This window comes from Mesorhizobium sp. M0626 (assembly GCF_040320665.1).
In the GTDB taxonomy this organism is placed as follows: Bacteria; Pseudomonadota; Alphaproteobacteria; order Rhizobiales; family Rhizobiaceae; genus Mesorhizobium.
In genome coordinates, this window is sequence record NZ_JAMYQD010000005.1 from 205,459 (window position 1) to 225,234 (window position 19,776).

Genomic DNA, 19,776 nt, shown 5'->3' on the forward strand with positions numbered 1-19,776 from the left:
CGGTCTTGCTGCCAGTCAGCTGGCAGTCTTCCCTTGGGCAGGATTGGCCGGTTCGGCCTTCCCCCGTTTCTGAGAAGTCGGTTGGCCGCCCGTCGAAGCTGGAAGCTTGCTACGGCGGCGATACTGAACGGCATTGAGGAGCACGGCGAGCACGATGACGGCGCCGGTGAACACTGTCTGCCAGTAGGATGAGATGCCGATGATCACCAGACCGTCGGACAGGAAGCCGATGACGAAGGCTCCGAGCAGGGTGCCGCGAATGTTGCCGCGCCCGCCGGTGAGTGCGGCGCCGCCGATGACGACGGCGGCGATGGCCGTCAGTTCGTAAGTGGTGCCAGCGGTCGGTCCGGCCGAGGTCAACTGCGAGGACAGGATCAGGCCGGCAATGGCGGCACAGATGCCTGAAAGCACATAGACCGAAATCTGCACAGTCTTGACCGGAACGCCGGACAGTTCGGCGGCGCGCTCATTGCCGCCCGAGGCGTAGAGCCAGCGCCCGAACGCGGTGCGGTTCAACACGATGCTGCCGATCAGCGCGATGACCGCCAGCACCACCACGCCGGTCGGCACGCCGAACAGACGGTTGAAGCCAAGCGCGTCGAAACCGGTGTTGCCCAACTCCGGCTTGCCGCCGAGATTGTTGTAGGTCAGGCCGCTGGTCATCAGCAGTGCCAGGCCGCGCGCCATGTACATGACGCCGAGCGTGGCGACAAAGGCCGGAACCTTGAACCGCGCGATCAGCACGCCGTTGATCAGCCCGACAGCGGCGCCCAGCATGCAGGCCAGCACCGCGACCACCCAGACCGGCGGATAGAGAACGACGCCGAGCCAGGTCAGCGTCACGCCTTGCATCAGAAAACCGGCGACGACGCCGGCAAGCCCGAGCGTCGACCCCACCGACAGGTCGATGCCGCCATTGAGGATGACGAGCAGCATGCCGATGGCGAGAATCCCGAAGATGGCGACATGCGAAGCCATGGTCAGGAAATTCGCCACCGAGAGGTAGTAGGGCGACAGGATCGAGAAGACGACAATGATGACGATCAGGGCAAAGAAGGCCCGGCCTTCGAGCAGCAGCTTGGCCACGTCGAAGCCCTCTCCGCCCGCATTGGGGCTGGACTGTTTGCTGGCCTGGCTGACATCGCTCATGGGTCGGGGCTCCGGAAATTCTGTGGTCAGGCGACCACGGCTTCGCCGGAGGCGGCCATGATCTGCTCTTTGGTGGCGTTGGCGCCGAATTCGGCTGAAATCTTGCCGCGCCGCATGACGACGATGCGGTGGGCGATGCTGAGGCACTCATTGACCTCCGAGGTCGAGAAGACGACCGCCAGGCCTTGCGCGGCACGCTCGCTGAGCAAGCGAAAGACTTCGGCCTTCGCGCCGACGTCGATGCCGCGGCTCGGCTCGTCGAGAAGGATGACCTTGGGATTCGTCGTCAGCATCTTGCCTATGACGACCTTCTGCTGGTTGCCGCCCGACAGCGATCCGATCATGGCGTTGCCGCCCGCGGTCTTGATGGTCACCTTGCGGATCGAATCGTCGATCAGTGCGCGCTCCCTCTGCCGGGAGAGGAAGAGCCCCTTGGCGAATGCCTCGATGCTGGCAAGCGACAGGTTGCGGCCGACGGTCATGGTCTGAACCAGGCCATCGCGCTGGCGATCCTCGGGGACCAGAACCAGACCTCGGGCGATGCGCTGGGCAATGGTCAGTCCCGAAACGTCCTCACCCTCCAGCAGCGCCCGCCCGCCCGCCATGGGCACACGGCCGGCGACGGCCTCCAGCAATTCCGTGCGGCCCGCGCCCATCAGCCCATAGATGCAGACGATCTCGCCCGCTTTGACATCCAGCGACAGATGATCGACGACGTAGCCTGAACCCGAAGCGTCGGTGACGCTGACATCCTCGATCGACAGCGCCACCGCGCCGAACTCGTGGCCGGTCGGCGGCGAGCCGAGATCGAAATTCTCGCCCACCATGTTGCGGACGATCCATTCGAGGTCGATGTCCTTGGCCTCGGCCGTCGCCGTGATCGCCCCGTCACGCAGCACGACGGCGTAGTCGGTGATCTGCAGCGCCTCTTCGAGGTGATGCGAGATGTAGACGATGGAGACGCCGCGGCTGGTCAGGTCGCGGATCACCTTGAACAGCACTTCGACCTCCGTGGCGCTCAGCGCGGAGGTCGGCTCGTCCATGATCAGGATGCGGGAATCGACCGACAGCGCGCGTGCGATCTCGACGATCTGCTGCTGCCCCAGGCGCAGGTCCTCGACCAGGGTCATCGGATCGATGTCTTCTTCGAGGTCGGCCATCAGCGCCCGCGCCTGGCGCGACTCCTCGGCGAAGTCGAGGCCGGTTCTGGTGCGCAGTTCGCGGCCCATGAAGATGTTGTCGCGAACGCTGAGGTTCGGCGCCAGGCTGAGCTCCTGGTGGATGATCGAAATGCCGCGATCGCGCGCGTCTGAAGACGAGGCAAAGCTGACGAGATTGCCGTCGAGTACGATGTCGCCGGATGTCGGCGTCACCACGCCGGACAGGATCTTCATCAGCGTCGATTTGCCGGCGCCATTCTCTCCGAACAGGGTGGTGACCTTGCCGCGATGGATGTCGAAATTGACGCCCTTGAGCGCGTGGACGCCGCCATACGACATGACGACATTGCGCGCCGAAAGCACGGCATCGCCAGTCGCGGGTTCTGTGCCGGCAGCCATTGTCATTTGACGTCCAGCCTCACCGGTGTGACCAGCCAGCTCTTCGGATTGACCAGCTTGAAGACGCCGACCACCGCTATTGTCTTGCCGGTCAAGGCGCTGGTGTCGACTTTCGCCAGCACCTCCTTCTTCATCTCGTTGTTCAGCGCCGAGCCGGCGTCCTGATACTCGATCTGGTTGGTGAACTGACCAAAGGTGATCTTGCCGGTGGCGTCGCGAAGCTCGGTGCCGTTGATCGCCGGCCCAGTCTGTACGCGGACGGTCAACGTGTCCGGCAAACCGTCGACGGCGACCTTGTAGATGCCCGATTTTCCCTCGCCGACGACGCCGGTGAACTTGACCGAGATGACCGGTCCGACTCCCGCCGGCACGCCATATTCCTTTTCGGCCGTCGCCCTGTCCTTGGCGATCGCCGTCGCCACCGTCGCGGCGTCGGCGGCACGCGCTTCGACATCGGCTTGCACCTTGGGGAATTCAGATTTGCCGTAGTCGGCCGCCGAAAACACGGCGTTGCGGACATCGCCGGCAGAGCCGATCTTGATCACCTTGGTGTCGAGCGCCATGGCGCCGAGCAGAACCACAACCGCGGCGCCGGCAAGCACCCGGCGCAAGCGGGGCGAAGCTTGCCGGGCGGTGGCAGCCTTCGCGCTCATGATGCAACCACCAGCGATTTTCCGTTGTCACGCATTCGAAGTTCCTCCGTTCACGCGGCGCTTCGCGGTCCCGGCTGCATCGTCGAGCTCGACCAGCGCGCGGGCCGTGCATTCGTCGGTGATCAGGCCGCTGAGATAACGGCTTTCGAGTACTGCCTTGATGGCGCGCACCTTCACCTTGCCGCCGGCGACGGCAACGATCCTGCGGCCCTTCAACTGATCCCGCGGAAGCGCCAGTATTCTTTCCGACAGCGCCGTTTCGACCGGACCACCCTTGTCGTCGAAGAAATGCGCCAGCAATTCACCAACGCCGCCGTCCCGCTTGACCTCATCGATTTCGGAAGGCTCGATCATGCCGGTGGCGACCAGCGACGCCTCCCGCTCGGCCGTGCCTATTCCGACGAACATCAGGTCGGACCGGCTGGCGAGAGCGAACACATCGCTGATGCCGCGTTGGCCAAGCAGCACTTCACGGTCCTCGGCGGTATTGGCGACAAAAGGCACCGGCATCACAAAGGCCTGCGCGCCTGTCCGCTCTGCCAGGCGATGCATGACGTCGTGCGGGTTGGCGGCGAATTTGCGCGTCACGCCGCCAAGCAGCGAGACGAAACGGATGTGAGCAGCAGTTGCGCGCGTCAGATATTCGACGCTGGCGGCAAGCGTGCGGCCATGGCCGACGCCGATCAGCATGTCTTCGCCGCGATCGATTTCGCGCTTCAGGAACTGGGCGCCTGCAATGCCCAGCCCCTTCAGCGGCAGTTCGTCCTGATCGAGATCGGGAACCACCTCGCAATAGTGGAGCCCAAAGGCGGCGATCAGGCGCTGTTCCAGGTCGACGCATTCGGCGACGTCGCCGTCGATGAAGACCCTGACCAGACCTTCCTGGTTGGCCTTGGTGATCAGCCTATGCGCCTTGAGGCTGGTCAGGCCAAGCCGCTTGGCCACCTGGGCCTGGGTCAGACCACCGGCATAGTGCAGCCAGGCCGCGCGCGTGGCGAGGCTGGATTCATGGTCGCGGTTTGCGCTTCCGCCGGAATTCAAGCCATCCCCTCCCCAGGGTGATAATATTATCTTTGTGTGCAAAAATTTTCATACCTTTGCACCGCTGTCAATCCCTCCGCAGATGGTTGCCTCAGCCGACGTTCCGCAGCCAACGCGAGCCTATTAGAAGGTAAGCATATAATATGACCATACGGTAGTGTTAATTTAACGTCAATTTGTGTTACCGTATCCAGTGACAGCATGAGCCCGTAGGCGCCGGCAAATCCCAATCCGAGTGCAAAATGGGAAGGTGATGCACACGGCGCAACAAGGGCAAATCGATCGGATTGCCTCAGGAAAAGCTAGGCGTCGGCGATCAAGCGATCAGTCCAGCCGCATCAGGTTCCTGCCCTCGAGCTCGACAACAGCGGATTCGACCTCCCGCGTGAGGCGCTCGGTGCTCCACCCCAACGCCCGCCCCGCGATCGCGGCAATCTCCTGCAGGTCGCGGCTCGTCAGCGAGCCGCCTATCGCCAACGTGCTGCGGCGCATAACGACATCGGCCAGATGTTCGACGAATTCGTTGCGCACGATGTAGTCGATTTCCGCCTTGCCGTAGCCGTCCGAGTCCGGCAGACGACGACCCTCATCATCCGACCCGTGCCTGGCGATCTCAACGGCTCTGGTCCCGTAGCGCGACAGCAATTGGTCAAGGCGCCTTTCCCCGGCGCCTGTTGCCTGCTGTGCCTTAGCCAGCCAGTCCGCGCGCGCGGCGGCATTGGCCGGAAAATTCCTCCCGCCGCCGATCGGCATGGCTCGCGTCGTCACCTTGCGGCTGCGCTGCAGGCGCTTGAGTACCGTGTCAGCGACTTCCTCGGCAAAGCCGCGGAACGTCGTCCATTTGCCGCCGACCAGCGAAATGACTGCAAAGGGCCTGTTGCCGTCCGGCTCGGCGACCGGCGCTGAATGATCGCGGCTGATCAGCCCTGGTGTCGACGCCTCGGACGTCGGCAGCGGCCGGATGCCGCTATAGGCGTAGACGATCTGGTCGCGCTCGAACGCCATGCCCGGCAGCAGCGTTCGCACGCTGTCGAGCAGATAGTCGACTTCTTCGGGTTCGCAGCGGACCGCGTCCGGATTGTCGGCCTTGATGTCGGTCGAGCCGACCAGCGCCAGGCCGAGATAGTCGTAGACCAGGCAGATGCGGCCGTCATCGGCCTCGAAATAGAGCATGCGCCCGGCGAGGCTTTTGACCAGTTCGTCATGCCTTAAAAGGATATGCGAGCCCTTGGTGCCGCCGATCATCTTCGATGGAGCACCAAGCAGCGCGTTGACGTCGTCGATCCACGGACCGGCGGCGTTCACCACCAGCTTCGGCCGCACCGAAAAGGCCGCGCCGTTTTCCGGCTGGAAGGTGAGCACGCCATTGGCTGAAGCCGCCAGTGTCGTGTAGTTGGCACCGGCAGACGCCGCGTGAGCCTGCAAGCCGTCGAGGATCAGTTCCAGCACCAGCCTTTCCGGGTGACTTATCTTGGCGTCGTAGTAGGTGCCGGTGGCGACGATCGCCGGATTGAGCGCCGGCATCTCAACAAGCGCCTGCCGCCGCCCGACCATGCGGTGGCGCGGCATGACCTGGTTTCGTGAACCGTAGAAATCGTAGATCATCAAGCCGATCTTGATCAGTATGGCGCCGCGGCTGCGCGGCGCGCTGGTCGAGCCGAACAGCGTTCGCAACGCCGCGAGCATGCCCTTGCTCCACGAGAAGATCGGGATGACGGTCGGCAGCGGGCTGACATAGTGCGGCGCGTTTTGAAGAAGCAGATTGCGTTCGAGCGTCGACTGCGCCACCAGCCCGAACTCGCCGGTCTCGAGATATTTCAAGCCGCCGTGGATGAGCCTCGACGGCGCGGCACTGGTGCCCGAGCCGAAATCCGCCTTTTCGACGATCAGGCAGCTGACACCTTGCGCGCACAGATCGCGAAACAGCCCAGCCCCGTTGATGCCGGCGCCAAGAATGACGACGTCGACCTCGCCGGTCGCAGCCATAGCGGCGAGACGTCCGGCGCGATTGTCCGCCCCTGCTCCGTCTGTTCGGCTCATGGCGCTTTCGTCTTGACGATGCGCAGTTTCACGCCGGCCCGCTCGAGGCTCTGCGCCTGCGCATCGCCGAGCCCCTCGGTCACCAGCACGGCGTCGAAACTGGTCAAATCGTCGAAGACATGCAGCGCGATCCGGTCGAATTTTGCGTGGTCGACCAAAAGGATGCGCTTCACGGAGGCGGTCATCATCGCCTGCTTGACCCGCACGACATTCGGATCCTGGATGAAAGCCGTGGTTCCGGTGACGGCCGAAGCCGAACAGATCAGCACATTGGCGCGCAACTGCGCCACGGCGTTCTCGCAGACGATGCCGATATAGGCATTGTAGGTGCCGTGATACTGGCCGCCGAGACAGATGAAGTCGAGGTCGTCGACATTGATCAGCAACGCAGCCGTCGACACGCTGTTGGTGACAACCGTCAGCGGCTTGACGTCGAGCAGCAGCGTCGCAACCGCGTTTGCCGTCGATGAATCGTCCAGCATCACCACCTGGCCGGCCTCGACATAGTCCAATGCTGCCCGCGCCAGCGCATCCTTCTCGGCTCGGTTGACCGTCACCCGGTAGCGGAAGGCGCTCTCATAGAGACCGGACGGCTGAACCGTCACGGCACCATGCAGCTTGCGCAGCACGCCCTGCTGCGCCAGCCGGTCGATGTGCCGGTGGATGGTCATGCGCGATACGCCGAAATGCTCGACCAGATCGTCGATGCGCACCTGGCCCAGCTTGATCACATAATCGGCGATCTCTTCGCGTCGTTCGTCGGCCTTGATCATGCGTCTCCCCTTGGCCGCGCCAGCCTTTCGATGTCCGGCCAATGCGACTTCAGCTGCTCGGCTATGCGGCAGTAGAGCGAAAACCGCTCATTGAACACAGCACTGGAGGCGGGCACCGGTTGATACGTCCGCTCCGTCATCCCAACCTGCCTTGCTCCCTCTTGCGGCGTCTTGAACAAGCCGACCGCAGCACCTGCGCAAAGCGCGGCACCGAGGGCCGCGGTCTCATCCGTCGAGGTGACGGTGACCGGGGCGTTCAGCACGTCGGCAAACATCTGGACGAAGGCAGGATTGCGCGAACCGCCGCCGGTCAGGCGGATCTCGCTGACGGCAAAGCCGTCGCGCAAAGCCTCGACATGGGTGCGGTGATTGAAGGCGATGCCTTCCAGAACCGCCTTCAGCATGTCGCCGCGATTGTGCCAGCCATGCAGGCCGACAAAGCTGCCGCTGGCCAAATCGCCATAGGGAGAGCCGAACAGATAGGGATGAAACAGGATGGTCGAAGGCTTCTTCAACGCCGCGTCGATCTCTCCCGCCAGCAATTCGTGGAGGGAGCCGCCATCCGTCCTGTCCTGCTCCGCGCGGCAAAACGTGTCGAGAAACCAGTCGTAGTTCGCGGTCGAGGCCGGCGAGATCGACATGTTGTTCCAACGGCCCGCGTCGATGGCGTTGCGGCAGAACCAACGCCGGTCGACGCGCGGTTGCGAAGAGACGACTTCATTGATGGAATAGGTGCCGGCGACGATGGCGAGCACGCCGTCTTCATGGCCGCCCATGCCAAGCGCCGAGGCGGCCACGTCGTGCAGGCCGCAGGCGACCGGTGTTCCCTTGCGAAGGCCGGTCCTTTCGGCGGCATCGGCTGTGACTTGACCGGCGACGTCAGCCGAATGCCCCACCGGCGGCAGCGCGTTGAACAGATCCTCCAACCCGAAGATGCGCAGCGCTTCAGGCGCATAGGCTTGCGTGCGAAAATCCGTGAATGAAGTGCTGGCCTCCGTGCGGTCGGTCCCGATCGTGCCGGTCAGGCAAAAGCGCAACCAGTCCTTGCAGGCCAGCACACGGCCGATGCGGCCATAGCGATCAGGATCGTTCTGCTTAAGCCACGCCAGCAGCGTCGACGGCGCCGAAACATGCGGCGTCTGGCCTGTCGTCGCCAGCGCATCGGTGAAAACGGTACCGGCGGACCACCTGTCGACAATGTCGCCGGCGCGGCTGTCGAGCGACAGGATGCCTGGTCCCAAAGGCTGACGATCATGATCGAGCACATAGAGACCATCGCCATGCGCGGTCGCCGCCACCGCCTTGATGTCTTCCGCCGGCCTGCCGGAGAGCGCGATCGCCTCCTTGATGGCGTCGGCTGTTGCTTGCCACAGGCCTGACATGTCGCGCTCCACCCAGCGCGCGTGGGGCATCGATTGCGGCACCCGGCGACGCGCCACGGACAATTGCGTGCCGTCGGCATCGAAGATGACCGCCTTGGTGACCGTGAGGCCGTTATCGATTCCGAGCAGGCTGGGCATGATCACCGCCTCTTTCAGCATTGGCGATTGCTACAGGGCGATCCTGCAGTCTGATGCAAGGGCGAAACACATGGCGACAACCCCGATAGAGCAAGGCGGATAAATGGCAAAAGTACCTTGCCCCGACAAAACACCCATATCTTTATGTGAATTTAACGTCAACATGCGCGACAAAAACCGCTACCGCGCCGTTAGAGGGCATGAATGGATCTCGCGGTTGCCAGGCGACGCGTAATCAGCTGCTAAGGCCGTCACGGATGGCGCTGAAATAGCGGTCGGTTCCAACCTGCCCGCCCTTGAGTGCCACCTCCAGCCCATCGATCGCCTTGACGCGCGAGTGAGCGACGCAAAGCGGCGAGCCCGGCGACGCCGGCAACGGCATCCGCACGGTCAGCGCATCGACACCCATCTGGCCGAGCGCGTGGCTCGACGTATCGCCGCCGGCAACGACCACGCGCTGCAACTTCTGCTCGATGGTCAGCGCGCGAAGCAGTTCGCCGAGGCCCCGCCCGAGCTTGTGGCGGGCGCCTTCCTGGCGGTCGATTTCGCCCCCCCTATCGGCCGCGGGTCCAAGGGCCGTGTAGAGAACGACGCTGCGCCCGGCTTCCAGACTGGCGCGACCGGCTGCCGTCGCGCGTGCGATCGCATCTCCGGAAGCTTCGGAGATCAGTTCGACGGGATCGACCTCGATGCCGTCGAAGCCGTCAGTCAAAGCGTGACGGATCTGTCGTTCGGTCGTCGACGAACAACTGCCCGAGACGACCGCGATCCGGTCGGCGGCACCCGGCGGCGAAAATTCTGGTTCAGCTCTGACTGTCCCGTTCGACACCCATTCGGCCAGCAGCGCATATTCGATCCCCGACGAGCCGACGACGAACGAACCGCCCGGCTTGCGGGCGCGCCATATCTCCTTGCCGGCAAGCGCCTGCGTCTCGAGGCTGTCGACATCGACAAGTACGATGTCGGTGCCCTTTGCGAGCAAGCGGTCGAAGGCTTCCGAGCGCGACGCCGACTGCAACGTCGCGAGATCGACCAGCCCCGATGTGAGCTCCGTCTGCCGCGACAGATGGATCAGCAGGTCGGATTCATCCATCGGCGTCGTCGGGTGGCGGCTCATCACCGGATGGCGGTCGATGCGGAAATACTTTTCACGATAGACCGCGAACAAATGACCGAAGGCGGTGTAACGCTTGAGCTGCGGCGCCCCGACCAGCAGCGGCACGCTGTCCTGCGCGAAGACCGAGCGGCCGATCTCGATGGCGCGACCGATGCTGCCGATCGTCGGATTGGAATCGAAGGTCGAGCAGACCTTGTAGTGACAGATCGCGGCATTCAGCGTCTTCAGCCAAGCGAAGGCATCGCTCAGATGCGTGTCCATCCATTGTGGCGTCTCGCTGCGGCTGGTGCCGGCCAATCCAATGGCGCGGCAGTGGCTGAACTGCGCAAGCATGGCCGCGTCCGGCTGGCGCATAAATAGCACGGTCGGCACGCCGCCGAGTTCGAGCGCTTCCATGACGTCGGTCGAGCCGGTGAGGTCGTCGCCATAATAGCTGAGAAGCAGGTCTTGCATTGCTTCAGGCCGCTTTGCCGTCGCCGAATTTTTCGATCGACCGCGCCAGCTCCGGATGGCTCAAGGCGAAATCCGCCAGCGGAATGCCGTCGACCGCCGCCTGCCAGGCTTGCTGCACGGCACGCACCCCGGCGCCCGGTCCATCCGGATGGCTGACGATGCCGCCGCCGCACAGATAGAGCAGATCGACCGTCCGGCCGGTCCGTTCATAGGTCTCGGGCGCTTGCCCGCCCCATTGGCCGGAGCCCGCCACAGGCAAGGCGCAATCCTCAGGGGCAAAAATCGGCGTCGTCACCGCCTTGAAGGACTCGACGAAAGACGCGTCCGGCTCCCAGTATTTCGATTGGATGCCGTTGATCTGGAACTGGTCGACGCCGAGCAGCCGCCAGAACTGTTGCCAGACCTTGAAGTTCATACCGAGGCCGGGATGGCGGGTGAGGATGTCCCAGCCGTTGCGATGAGCGTGAAGCACCAGGCTGGAGCGTTTTCTCAAGAAGGCCAGGCCACCGAAACCGACGGAGTTGATGTTGACCACCGCGCAATTTCCGCCGGCCTTGGCCACCAGATCGTGATTGCGCATCATCTCGTCCGGGTCGGCATGCGAGATGCCGAAGGCGTACATCACCTTCTTGCCGGTCCTCTGCTCGTGGTCGAGGATCAGCGGCATGATTGCCTTTACCCGCTCCGCCAGCGGCGAATAGGCTGGGCTCATCAGCTTCTCATCGTCCTTGATGAAATCGACACCGGCGGCGATCAGCTCGCCCACCATCGCGGCGGTTTCGGGGGGCCGCAGCCCCAGCGCCGGCTTGACGATGGTGCCGATGATCGGCCGATCCGTGACACCTGTCAGCCTGCGGCTGCCGGCGACGCCGAATTGCGGACCTGGATGCGCGCCGCGGAATTGCTCCGGCAGCTTCATGTCGACAACGCGAATGCCGGTTAGGCCCTTGATCGAATAGGCGCCGCCGATGGCAATGGTCATCAGAGCCGACAGGTCGTGGCCGATGGCATCGAATGGAAAGGCGATGTCGACATCCGCGCGCTTGAACGGCCCGTTGCCGGCCTCGGGAATGGAGGGGCGAAGTGCGTCCGGCAGGTGCCGAATGGCCAGGACACGCGCGGCCACCCGGGCTTTCAGTTCCTCGGTCTCGCCGGGCAGCGCGACGAAGGTTCCAGTCGACTGGTCGCTGGCGATCTTGGCTGCCAGCGTCTCGATGCTGCCTGATGTCTCGATGCGGTAGGTGAGCGTGATCATGGTTCGTTGTCTGAGGCCGCAGGGGGTTCGAAAAGAGTTCCTTGATCGTCGGAATCTGGTATAATGAGTACATAAGCTTTGCAAGCAATATCCTGTCTGGCGGCTATGGGCGATCGGGGCGACAGCCATTCCGGGAACAGCTGCGGCAGTGCTAGATAGACACAGGTCAAGGGAGTGATTCGCGACGATGAACCGTTCGGAGCCGATCGTCCGGCGCAAACTTTCCGACGAAGTGTTTTTGCGGCTGAAGCGCCTGATCACCAGCGGAGAATTGACGCCGGGCGACGACATGCCGTCGGAGCGCGAGTTGATGGAGCGCTTCGAGGTCGGCCGTCCCGCGATCCGCGAGGCGATGCAGGCGCTGAGCAATATGGGCCTCGTCGCGATCTCGCATGGGGAACGCGCCAAGGTGCTGCAGCTGACCGCCAAGTCGATCATCAAGCAGGTCGATGGCGCAGCCAAGATCATCCTGTCGTCGTCGAAGGACACGTTGGAACACCTGAAAACGGCGCGCATCTTCTTCGAGCGCGGTATGGTCAGGGAAGCCGCCGAAAACGCCACTGCCGAGGACGTTGAGCAGCTGCGGGCCACAATTGCCGAACAGCGTGGCTTTCGTGGCGATTCCGAGGCTTTCATTTCAGCCGACATGAAGTTTCACACCCAGATCGCGGCCATTTCAGGCAACCCGATCTATATCGCCGTCAGCGAGGCGATGCTCGGTTGGCTGAAGGAATATCACACCGAAATGCTGATCTGGACCGGCAAGGAACAGTTCACGCTGACCGAGCATGAAGAGATCATCGGCCGCATTGAGAAGAAGGATGCCGACGGCGCCGAGAAGGCGATGATCAAGCACCTCGAGCGCTCGCGCGCGCTTTATGTGATGAACTCCGGCAACTGATTTCAGCCGATCCGCGTGATCGCGTAAGGGGTCATCACCAGTTGGCCTCGGCCAAACGCTGAGATGTCGACCGTCACGTCGTCCGCCGTCAGGTTCGCCAGCCACGCCACGGTCTTGCCCGAAGCGGAGCGGCCGGCCAGCGCCAGCACCTTCGTCTGATCGCTCGTCCTTGCCGCCACATACGCAAGGCCGGCCATTTCGCAAAGACCCTTGATGGCATCGAAGATCGGCCGGGGTGCGCCTTCGGCGACGGGTTCGCCGGACGCTGCGAGCACGCCGAACGGTCCGGCGAAGCCGGAGAGCGTGAGCAGTTCCAGCCCGGCCGACGCGACACGCGCGGCATAGCCGATCGCCCATGCGGCTGCGAAGAGGCCGGCATGGCGAGGGTCGCGATCGGCCATGGCGATGCGCTGTCCCTCGGGATTGGGTTTGGTCGCGCCCCCGTAGGGGTTCTGGCGCATGGCGATCGTCGACGGACCGATGCGGTAAGGCTTTTCCCCAAAGATCGCCCGCGCCGACGCGGTGATGAAGGGCAGCGCCTCCAGCGACTGCATGACGCTGAGATCGTCGGCGGCGTGCACGATCGGGCACGTGCAGTGAGTGATGAAATCGAGCAGGCCCGCCGGCACGCGCTTGCGGTTGAGCTCGGTGAAATAGCTGAACATGCCGCCACCAAGCCGGATATCGGGAAAGGCGCGCCGCGCCGCGTCATAGACGTCTTCGAGCGGCGGACAGTCCGGCCACGCACTGCCCGGCGGCGTCGACTGCCGGTCAACCGAAGGCGAGACGGCAATGGCCGAAAGCTTCAACCCGGCTTGACGCACCAGGTTCGCGACGGCTGAAAGTTCAGCGTCGAGATCGCCCGCGCAGGCAACGACGCATTCCAGCGTCGTCTGCACCGGATAGGCGGCGGTGAGCCTTGCATAAGACTGCAATGCTTCGAGACCGTGGCCGCGCGTCGGATCGTAGTGGAAGACAAGTTGCTGCGGGCCGAGCTTGGTCAATGTCGAAAGATTTGCGAGCGCTGCTTCGACCTCATCCGGGTAGATGATCACGCCGAGATCCGGCAGCCTCTGCCCGGTCTCGCCGAGTTCGACGCTGACCGGTTCGGCGGCAGATGCTGCGGCCGGCATTCCCCCCTCGCCGGTGATGCGCAGGCTGACCGTCTGGCTTACAGTTTGGCCGGCCGGCAGCACATAGGGCCATGGCAGCGCCAGCGGCCGCACATAGGTCTTGTAGGACGCGTCCGACCAGTTGCGCTGGTCCTCCATCTCGAAAGTGTCGCCCTCCATCCGGCATTCGGCAGTGATGCCCGGCCGGACCTCATGGGTGATCGCGCGCAAATCCTTGAAAGGCTGCCAGGGATCGATCAACAGCGGCAGTTTCGTCGCCACCACGCTGCCGCCGGTATGCTCGACCGTGACCGGGCTGCCGGCGAGGCCGGCGATCGGATGCAGGATGCAGAAGCCGCAGCGATTGGTCTCGAAATCGCTTTCAGGGACCGCGCTGACGTCGAAGACCAGGTGACCGTTGGCGGAGCCCTTGATCGTAGCGCGAAGGTCGAGCCGGCTTCCGCCCGGTGCTAAGCAAGTTGCGGAGTAGCTGACGGAGAAGCTGTCGGCGTCCTGATCGACGGCAAGGTCCGTCAGCGCCGGTTCATAGGTGCCCCAGTCGCGGTCGCGCACGATGTAGGCGATGGCGCGCAGCACTTCGATGCCGCCGTAACGCATGGTGCGCAGGCTGCCGTTGACAAAGTCGGCGCTGAGCAAGCCCGCACTCAGCCTGACCGGCTCGGCCTCGACCACGCGTGTGCCGTATAGGAGGAAGGCGTCGGCTGTCATGTCAGCAAGCCATCCAGGTGGACAGGTTCGTGGCTCGCGGCGCCCAGATAGGCCGCCTCGACCAGCGCGAATGTCTTGAGATTGTCGGCGCCCGAGGTCGCCGGCTCGGTTCCCTTTGCCAGGCAGTCGACCCAGTGCTGCTGGATGGCGACGACGCTCTCCTGGATGTTGTGCCATGGGCGCGATGCCCAGGCGAGTACGGGCGGCGAAACGTCGGTGATCTTCGTGCCGCTCCTGCCGGTGACGGTGAGCCGATATCCCTGCGCCAAGCGGATCGTGCCGTCGCTGCCGTCGATCTCGATAAGCGTTTCGGGAAACGGCTCCACGGCAAGCTTCGTCGCGTAGCTGCAGTCGACCACTGACGTCGCCCCGCTCTTGTGGTCCATCAGCATCGTTACGACGTCCTCGCCGGCGATATCGGGGTTGATGCGCGCCGTTCGCGTCGTGATCGTCGATACGTCGCCGAGTAGAAAACGGGCGATGTCGAGGATGTGGATACCGAGGTCTTCGATGATGAAGCGCTTTCCCTTGGCGAGATAGGGCTGGCCGGAAAACACGTCATAGGCGGAGCGGAAGGAGATGCGCCCGAAGAACGGCGTGCCGATCTCGCCGCTGTCCAGCACGGCACGCACCGCCTGGATCGCCGACTGCCAGCGAAAATTCTCATGCACCATCAGCGGTACGCCGGCTTCCACGCAGGCCCTCACCATCGCCTTGGCGTCGGCAAGCGTCGGCGCGAACGGCTTTTGGCAAATCACCGGCACACGGTGCAGGGCCGCCATCTCGACCAGCGGACGATGGCTGGGAACGGTAGTGGCGATATCGACGAAGTCGAGGCTTTCGCTTGCAAACATCTCTGCCGCGTCGGTGTAGCGCTTCGCAATGCCGAACTGGTCGCCGATGATGCGCAGCCGCTCCGGGTCGCGGTCGCAAATGGCGACCATCGCGGCGCCTTCAATGTCGCGCCAGGCATGCATCTGGTTGATGGCAAAGAAGCCGCAGCCGATGAGCCCTCCCCGCAACTCCGCCATGCTCAGCCTGCCTTTGCCATCTGCATCAACGTCACCCGGCTCTGCAGCCGGCGCTGCGCTTGGTCGACGACGACGGCGACGATGATGACAAGGCCCTTGATCACCATCTGCCAGAAGGAACTCACGCCCATCATCACCAACCCGTCCGAAAGAATGCCGATGACGAAGGCGCCGACAATGGTGCCGCCGATCGTGCCGCGCCCACCTGACATCGAGGTGCCGCCGAGCACTGCCGCCGCAATGGCGTTGAGCTCGAAACTTTCGCCCGTCGCCGGATGCGAGGCCATCAGTTCGGACGAGATGATCAAACCGACGATCGCCGCGCAAAAGCCGGAGAACATGTAGACGAACATTTTCACCATGTTGACACGAACGCCCGAAATTCGCGACGCCCGTTCATTGCCGCCGACGGCGAAGATGTGGCGGCCGAGCGGCGTGTATTTGGCGAGATATGCCGCAACCAGCGCAACGACGATCAGGATCCAGATCGCCACCGGCAGGCCGAGCAGCCGCCCGGCGCCGAGGAAACCAAACCCGGTGGTGCCAAGCTCCGGCTTGCCGACGAGGTTGGGGAAGGTGCGGCCGTCCGACGACAGCAACGCCAGGCCGCGCGCGACATAGAGCACGCCGAGCGTGGCGATGAACGGCGCGACGTTCAGCCTGGTGATCAGCAGTCCGTTGACGGCGCCGATCAATATGCCGACCGCCAGCGTGATCAGCGCGATCTCGACGACGTTGAAATAGACGGTGTAGCCGAATTGCAGGTCGATGCCGTTGAGCACGAGGTAGCCGGCGACCATGCCGCACAGGCCGACGATCGAGCCGACTGAGAGATCGATGCCGCCGGTGATGATGACGAAGGTCATGCCCATGGCGAGGAAGGCGTTCAGCGCCACATGTTTCGACATCAGGATCAGATTGGCTGTCGACAGGAAATTCGGCGCCGCGATCGAGAAGAAGATCAAGACGGCGATCAGCGCGATGAAGGTCCTCGCCTTCATCAGCGTCAGCAGCAGCGAGCCGCTCGAAACGGAGGAGACAGCCGCCTTGGCCGGGATGTCAGTCATGGGTTCTCCGTATGCGGGGCCGGTCCGTGGCCAAGTGCCGAGGCGGCGACAAGGGCTGCCTCCGTCGCCTCGGCGCGATCGAACATGCCCGTCAGTTTTCCATTGCTCATCACCGCGATGCGATCGGCCAGCGCCATCACCTCATCGAGATCCGAGGTGGCGAACAGAATGCCGAGCCCGTCTCGCGACAGTTTGCGCATGGTGCGGAAGACGTCGGCCTTGGCGCCGACATCGATGCCACGGCTCGGCTCGTCCATCAGCAGCACCTTCGGCCCGGTGAGCAGCGCCTTTCCGATCACCACCTTTTGCTGGTTGCCGCCCGACAGCGACGAGACCTCCTGCGCCGGGTCGGCGACCTTGATCGCCAGTTCCCGCACCATCTGCGTCACCGCCTGCTTCTCCTGGCCGCCACGAATGTGGAACATGCGCACGAACCGCGACAGGCTGGCCAGCGTCAGATTGCTGGCGACGGACAGGATCGACACCAGCCCTTCGCGTTGGCGGTCTTCGGGGATCAGCGCCAGCCCGCGCCGGATGCGCCGCGTCGTGTCGCGCTCCTTGACCTTTTTGCCGGCGATGAAGATCGCGCCGGTCGCCTGGCCATGGCGGCCCATGATGCAGTCGAACAGCTCGCTTCGCCCGGCGCCCATCAGGCCGTATATGCCGAGTATCTCGCCGGCGCGCAGCGACAGCGAGACGTGATCGACCGCCAGCCCCCCGGTAGCCCGCGGCAGGCAGATGTCCTCGGCGCGGAATATCTCTTGGCCGGGAACATGGCCGTCGGCCTTGGCGAAATCCTTGGCGTCGGAACCGATCATCTGCCGCACGATCCACCGCGTGTCGACGTTTTTCATCTCCTCCTGGCCGGTGATGTGCCCATCGCGCAGCACGGTGATGTAGTCGCCGATGCGGATCAGTTCTTCCAGCCGGTGCGAGATGTAGACGATGGCCACGCCGCGCGCCTTGAGGTCGGCGATCACCTTGAACAGGATCTCGACTTCCGCCGCACTGAGCGCCGAGGTCGGCTCGTCCATGATCAGGATGCGCGCATCGAGCGAAACCGCCTTGGCGATCTCGACCAGCTGCTGCTGGCCGATGCGCAGATCCTCGACCAGCATGTCCGGCCTTATCCCGGCCTGCAGCCGTTCGAGAAATTGCGCCGCGCGACGCTCCTGTTCCTTGCGGTCGATCTTGCGGAACCGGGTGGTGATCTCGCGCGTGGCGAAGATGTTCTCGGCGACGGTCATATTGCCAAACAGGTTCAGCTCCTGGAACACCATGCCGATGCCGCGGTTCACCGCGTCGCCCGATGACGAGAAGGAGACCTCCTCCCCTTCCAGGAGGATCCGGCCGAGCGTCGGCTCTTCGACGCCGGCGATAATCTTCATCAGCGTCGATTTGCCGGCGCCGTTTTCGCCGACCAGCACATTGACGGCGCCCTTGCGCACCTCGAAATTCGCGCGCTTGACCGCGACGGTGCCGGAATAGACCTTGGAGACGTCCTCCAGCTTCAAGACGACATCGTGAGCAACCGCAGCGCTCATGGCTTCGGCCCGATTTCTGCCTCCGCCGGCGTCACCAGCGGCAGGTCCTGGCCGCTCTCGAGCGTATAGGCGCCGAGAACCTTGGCGGTCCGGCCTTCCAGCGCGTCGCGCGGCAGTTTGGAAAGCACGGCCTTGACGGCATAGGCGTTGAACGCCTTGCCGAACTGGGCGAAGTCGATCTGGTTGGTAAAATCGTTGAACTGGATGAAATCGAGACTGTCGCGCAGCGCGGTTCCCCGCATCGCCGGTCCGATTTGCACACGCGCATCGGCCTTGCCGTCGCCGTCGACATCGATATCCATCGTTGCCGCGCGTGACGCCGTGTTGGCTGCGATGATCTTGCCCTCGACGCGAACCGCGAAGGTCCATGGCGAATTCGCCTGCTTGTTCGGATTGCCATATTTGGCGCCAGCGGAAGCAGGATCGGTTTTCGCCAGAGCGTGGACCTCGGCAAACGGCCCGGCCTTCTGCTGGAGGTAAGGCACGACCTTCGCGGCCCAGATCTCCTCGACCATCTTGTCCGGATTGAAGACGGCGGCATTGCCGCTGTCCCCCGAAGGGGTCGGGAGGATCTTGCAGGCGGTCAAGCTGATGCCGAGTATCACGGCAAGGATCGGCCAGATCGGCTTGTTGTTCAGCATGATGGCTTGTTGAGCATGTGATCAATACCCACGGAAAAGGGCGACGAGGGACGACCCTTGGGTCGCCCCTCGCTGTTCATGTCACGCCGGCTCAGTTGGTCAGCGTAAACGTTTCCAGCTTGGCAGCATTGTCGCCATTGACCAGAACGCAGTCCATCAGCTGCTTTTCCTTGGCCGGCGACTTCTTGTTCTTGATGAAGTCGTTGGCCTGCTCGACCGCCATCTGCGCCTGCGCATAGGCCGGCTGCAGGACGGTTGCCTTGATGCCGCCCGCGGTGATGGAGTCGCGCACGTCGTTCGATCCGTCGAAGCCGACGACGATGACGTCCTTGCGGTTTGCCGCGACCAGCGCCGCATAGGCGCCCATCGCCATCGTGTCATTGCCGGAGATGACGCCCTTGATGTCAGGGTTGGCCTGCAGGATCGATTCCATCTTGGCGTAAGCCTCGGTCTGGCTCCAGTTGGCCGATTGCTGGGCGACCATCTTCAGGTCCGGATAATCGTCGATGACGTCATGATAGCCCTTCGAGCGGATGCCGGCATTTGTGTCGGATTCCTTGCCGACCAGCTCGACGAAATTGCCCTTCTCGCCCATCAGCTTGACGAATTCCTGCGCACCGAGCTGGGCGCCCTGGTAGTTGTTGGAGACGATCTGCGCCACGGCGACGCCGGTGGCGTTGATCTCGCGATCGATCAGGAACGACGGCACGCCCGCGTCCTTGGCCTTCTGCACGGCAGCGACGGTGGCGTCGGCGCCGGCATTGTCGAGGATGATCGCCTTGGCGCCGCGACCGATCGCCGTGTCGATCAATTCGGACTGCTTGTTGGCATCGTCGTCATGGACGAGCACCAGCGCTTCGTAGCCGAGTTCCTTGGCCTTGGCTTCGGCGCCGACGGCTTCCGCCTTGAAGAACGGATTGTCATGCGAGGGCGTGATGATGGCAATGAGGTCGGCCGCATAGGCGGGCACCGCCGTGCCAAGCGCCAGCATGCCGGCGAACGCCGCAAGTGTCATTCTGCGTGTGAGTTTCATGATGTCCTCCCGTTTGAAAAATTGCCTTGATCAATCAAGGCCTCTGCATTCGAATTCGTCGCGCAAAGCGGGCCGCCGATCGGTTCAGGCTGAATGCCAGTGCGGGCTTCCCAAACGATCGCTGCTCCCTCGCCGTCCCTCCACTCGCCCAGGCTTCG

Annotated in this window: 16 protein-coding genes; 1 reads left to right on the top strand and 15 read right to left on the bottom strand. The window is 63.5% G+C overall.

What is annotated here, in order from left to right; genetic code table 11:
- Positions 1-15 precede the first annotated feature (15 nt).
- From NKI37_RS08150 to oiaX, 9 genes are all read right to left on the bottom strand, one after another.
- Entirely contained in the window at positions 16-1,149 is a 1,134-nt protein-coding gene (locus tag NKI37_RS08150; RefSeq protein WP_023681691.1) for an ABC transporter permease, read from the bottom strand.
- A 26-nt stretch (positions 1,150-1,175) separates the two neighbouring features.
- Positions 1,176-2,714 carry a sugar ABC transporter ATP-binding protein gene (locus tag NKI37_RS08155; RefSeq protein WP_023714402.1) on the bottom strand — a complete coding sequence of 513 codons (1,539 nt, stop codon included), beginning with the start codon at positions 2,712-2,714 and terminating at the stop codon, positions 1,176-1,178.
- The gene (locus tag NKI37_RS08160; protein ID WP_023714401.1) at positions 2,711-3,361 is read right to left on the bottom strand and encodes a DUF2291 family protein; all 651 of its coding nucleotides are present in this window, start codon (positions 3,359-3,361) and stop codon (positions 2,711-2,713) included. Before NKI37_RS08160 ends, NKI37_RS08155 begins: the two co-directional genes overlap by 4 nt.
- 27 nt (positions 3,362-3,388) lie before the next feature.
- On the bottom strand, positions 3,389-4,402 hold the full coding sequence (locus tag NKI37_RS08165; RefSeq protein ID WP_023701690.1) for a sugar-binding transcriptional regulator: 1,014 nt from the start codon (positions 4,400-4,402) through the stop codon (positions 3,389-3,391).
- Positions 4,403-4,726: 324 nt separating this feature from the next.
- On the bottom strand, positions 4,727-6,388 hold the full coding sequence (locus NKI37_RS08170) for a glycerol-3-phosphate dehydrogenase/oxidase (RefSeq protein WP_352787283.1): 1,662 nt from the start codon (positions 6,386-6,388) through the stop codon (positions 4,727-4,729).
- 50 nt (positions 6,389-6,438) lie between these two features.
- Positions 6,439-7,215 (bottom strand): DeoR/GlpR family DNA-binding transcription regulator, encoded by a 777-nt coding sequence (locus NKI37_RS08175; protein WP_352545347.1) that lies wholly within the window; start codon positions 7,213-7,215, stop codon positions 6,439-6,441.
- Positions 7,212-8,735 (bottom strand): FGGY-family carbohydrate kinase, encoded by a 1,524-nt coding sequence (locus NKI37_RS08180; RefSeq protein WP_352787285.1) that lies wholly within the window; start codon positions 8,733-8,735, stop codon positions 7,212-7,214. The genes NKI37_RS08175 and NKI37_RS08180 overlap by 4 nt, the downstream gene beginning before the upstream one ends.
- Before the next feature lie 235 nt (positions 8,736-8,970).
- Entirely contained in the window at positions 8,971-10,305 is a 1,335-nt protein-coding gene (locus NKI37_RS08185) for a four-carbon acid sugar kinase family protein (protein WP_352787261.1), read from the bottom strand.
- A gap of 4 nt (positions 10,306-10,309) precedes the next feature.
- The gene (gene oiaX / locus NKI37_RS08190) at positions 10,310-11,560 is read right to left on the bottom strand and encodes a 3-oxo-isoapionate-4-phosphate decarboxylase OiaX (protein ID WP_023697638.1); all 1,251 of its coding nucleotides are present in this window, start codon (positions 11,558-11,560) and stop codon (positions 10,310-10,312) included.
- Between the two features lie 187 nt (positions 11,561-11,747).
- On the opposite strand from oiaX, the gene NKI37_RS08195 reads away from it, so the two are divergent.
- Positions 11,748-12,461 carry a transcriptional regulator NanR gene (locus NKI37_RS08195; protein ID WP_023672607.1) on the top strand — a complete coding sequence of 238 codons (714 nt, stop codon included), beginning with the start codon at positions 11,748-11,750 and terminating at the stop codon, positions 12,459-12,461.
- A 2-nt stretch (positions 12,462-12,463) separates the two neighbouring features.
- On the opposite strand, the gene apnL is transcribed toward NKI37_RS08195, so the two are convergent.
- From apnL to NKI37_RS08225, 6 genes are all read right to left on the bottom strand, one after another.
- Positions 12,464-14,302 carry a D-apionate lactonase gene (apnL, locus tag NKI37_RS08200; RefSeq protein ID WP_352787263.1) on the bottom strand — a complete coding sequence of 613 codons (1,839 nt, stop codon included), beginning with the start codon at positions 14,300-14,302 and terminating at the stop codon, positions 12,464-12,466.
- Complete coding sequence (locus NKI37_RS08205) at positions 14,299-15,333, bottom strand: Gfo/Idh/MocA family protein (RefSeq protein ID WP_023697641.1); 1,035 nt, start codon at positions 15,331-15,333, stop codon at positions 14,299-14,301. The genes apnL and NKI37_RS08205 overlap by 4 nt, the downstream gene beginning before the upstream one ends.
- A 2-nt stretch (positions 15,334-15,335) precedes the next feature.
- Positions 15,336-16,400 carry an ABC transporter permease gene (locus tag NKI37_RS08210; RefSeq protein ID WP_023697642.1) on the bottom strand — a complete coding sequence of 355 codons (1,065 nt, stop codon included), beginning with the start codon at positions 16,398-16,400 and terminating at the stop codon, positions 15,336-15,338.
- On the bottom strand, positions 16,397-17,944 hold the full coding sequence (locus NKI37_RS08215; protein ID WP_352787265.1) for a sugar ABC transporter ATP-binding protein: 1,548 nt from the start codon (positions 17,942-17,944) through the stop codon (positions 16,397-16,399). Before NKI37_RS08215 ends, NKI37_RS08210 begins: the two co-directional genes overlap by 4 nt.
- Entirely contained in the window at positions 17,941-18,585 is a 645-nt protein-coding gene (locus NKI37_RS08220; RefSeq protein ID WP_352787267.1) for a DUF2291 family protein, read from the bottom strand. Before NKI37_RS08220 ends, NKI37_RS08215 begins: the two co-directional genes overlap by 4 nt.
- 91 nt (positions 18,586-18,676) lie before the next feature.
- The gene (locus NKI37_RS08225) at positions 18,677-19,618 is read right to left on the bottom strand and encodes a D-ribose ABC transporter substrate-binding protein (protein ID WP_352787269.1); all 942 of its coding nucleotides are present in this window, start codon (positions 19,616-19,618) and stop codon (positions 18,677-18,679) included.
- Between the last annotated feature and the right edge of the window lie 158 nt (positions 19,619-19,776).

Coding starts and splice junctions, on each gene's coding strand:
- NKI37_RS08185 (WP_352787261.1), bottom strand. CDS start 10,305: ATGCAAGACCTGCTTCTCAGCTATTATGGCGACGACCTCACCGGCTCG.
- NKI37_RS08210 (WP_023697642.1), bottom strand. CDS start 16,400: ATGACTGACATCCCGGCCAAGGCGGCTGTCTCCTCCGTTTCGAGCGGC.
- NKI37_RS08205 (WP_023697641.1), bottom strand. CDS start 15,333: ATGGCGGAGTTGCGGGGAGGGCTCATCGGCTGCGGCTTCTTTGCCATC.
- NKI37_RS08160 (WP_023714401.1), bottom strand. CDS start 3,361: ATGAGCGCGAAGGCTGCCACCGCCCGGCAAGCTTCGCCCCGCTTGCGC.
- NKI37_RS08225 (WP_352787269.1), bottom strand. CDS start 19,618: ATGAAACTCACACGCAGAATGACACTTGCGGCGTTCGCCGGCATGCTG.
- apnL (WP_352787263.1), bottom strand. CDS start 14,302: ATGACAGCCGACGCCTTCCTCCTATACGGCACACGCGTGGTCGAGGCC.
- NKI37_RS08180 (WP_352787285.1), bottom strand. CDS start 8,735: ATGCCCAGCCTGCTCGGAATCGATAACGGCCTCACGGTCACCAAGGCG.
- NKI37_RS08175 (WP_352545347.1), bottom strand. CDS start 7,215: ATGATCAAGGCCGACGAACGACGCGAAGAGATCGCCGATTATGTGATC.
- NKI37_RS08220 (WP_352787267.1), bottom strand. CDS start 18,585: ATGCTGAACAACAAGCCGATCTGGCCGATCCTTGCCGTGATACTCGGC.
- NKI37_RS08150 (WP_023681691.1), bottom strand. CDS start 1,149: ATGAGCGATGTCAGCCAGGCCAGCAAACAGTCCAGCCCCAATGCGGGC.
- oiaX (WP_023697638.1), bottom strand. CDS start 11,560: ATGATCACGCTCACCTACCGCATCGAGACATCAGGCAGCATCGAGACG.
- NKI37_RS08170 (WP_352787283.1), bottom strand. CDS start 6,388: ATGGCTGCGACCGGCGAGGTCGACGTCGTCATTCTTGGCGCCGGCATC.
- NKI37_RS08215 (WP_352787265.1), bottom strand. CDS start 17,944: ATGAGCGCTGCGGTTGCTCACGATGTCGTCTTGAAGCTGGAGGACGTC.
- NKI37_RS08155 (WP_023714402.1), bottom strand. CDS start 2,714: ATGACAATGGCTGCCGGCACAGAACCCGCGACTGGCGATGCCGTGCTT.
- NKI37_RS08195 (WP_023672607.1), top strand. CDS start 11,748: ATGAACCGTTCGGAGCCGATCGTCCGGCGCAAACTTTCCGACGAAGTG.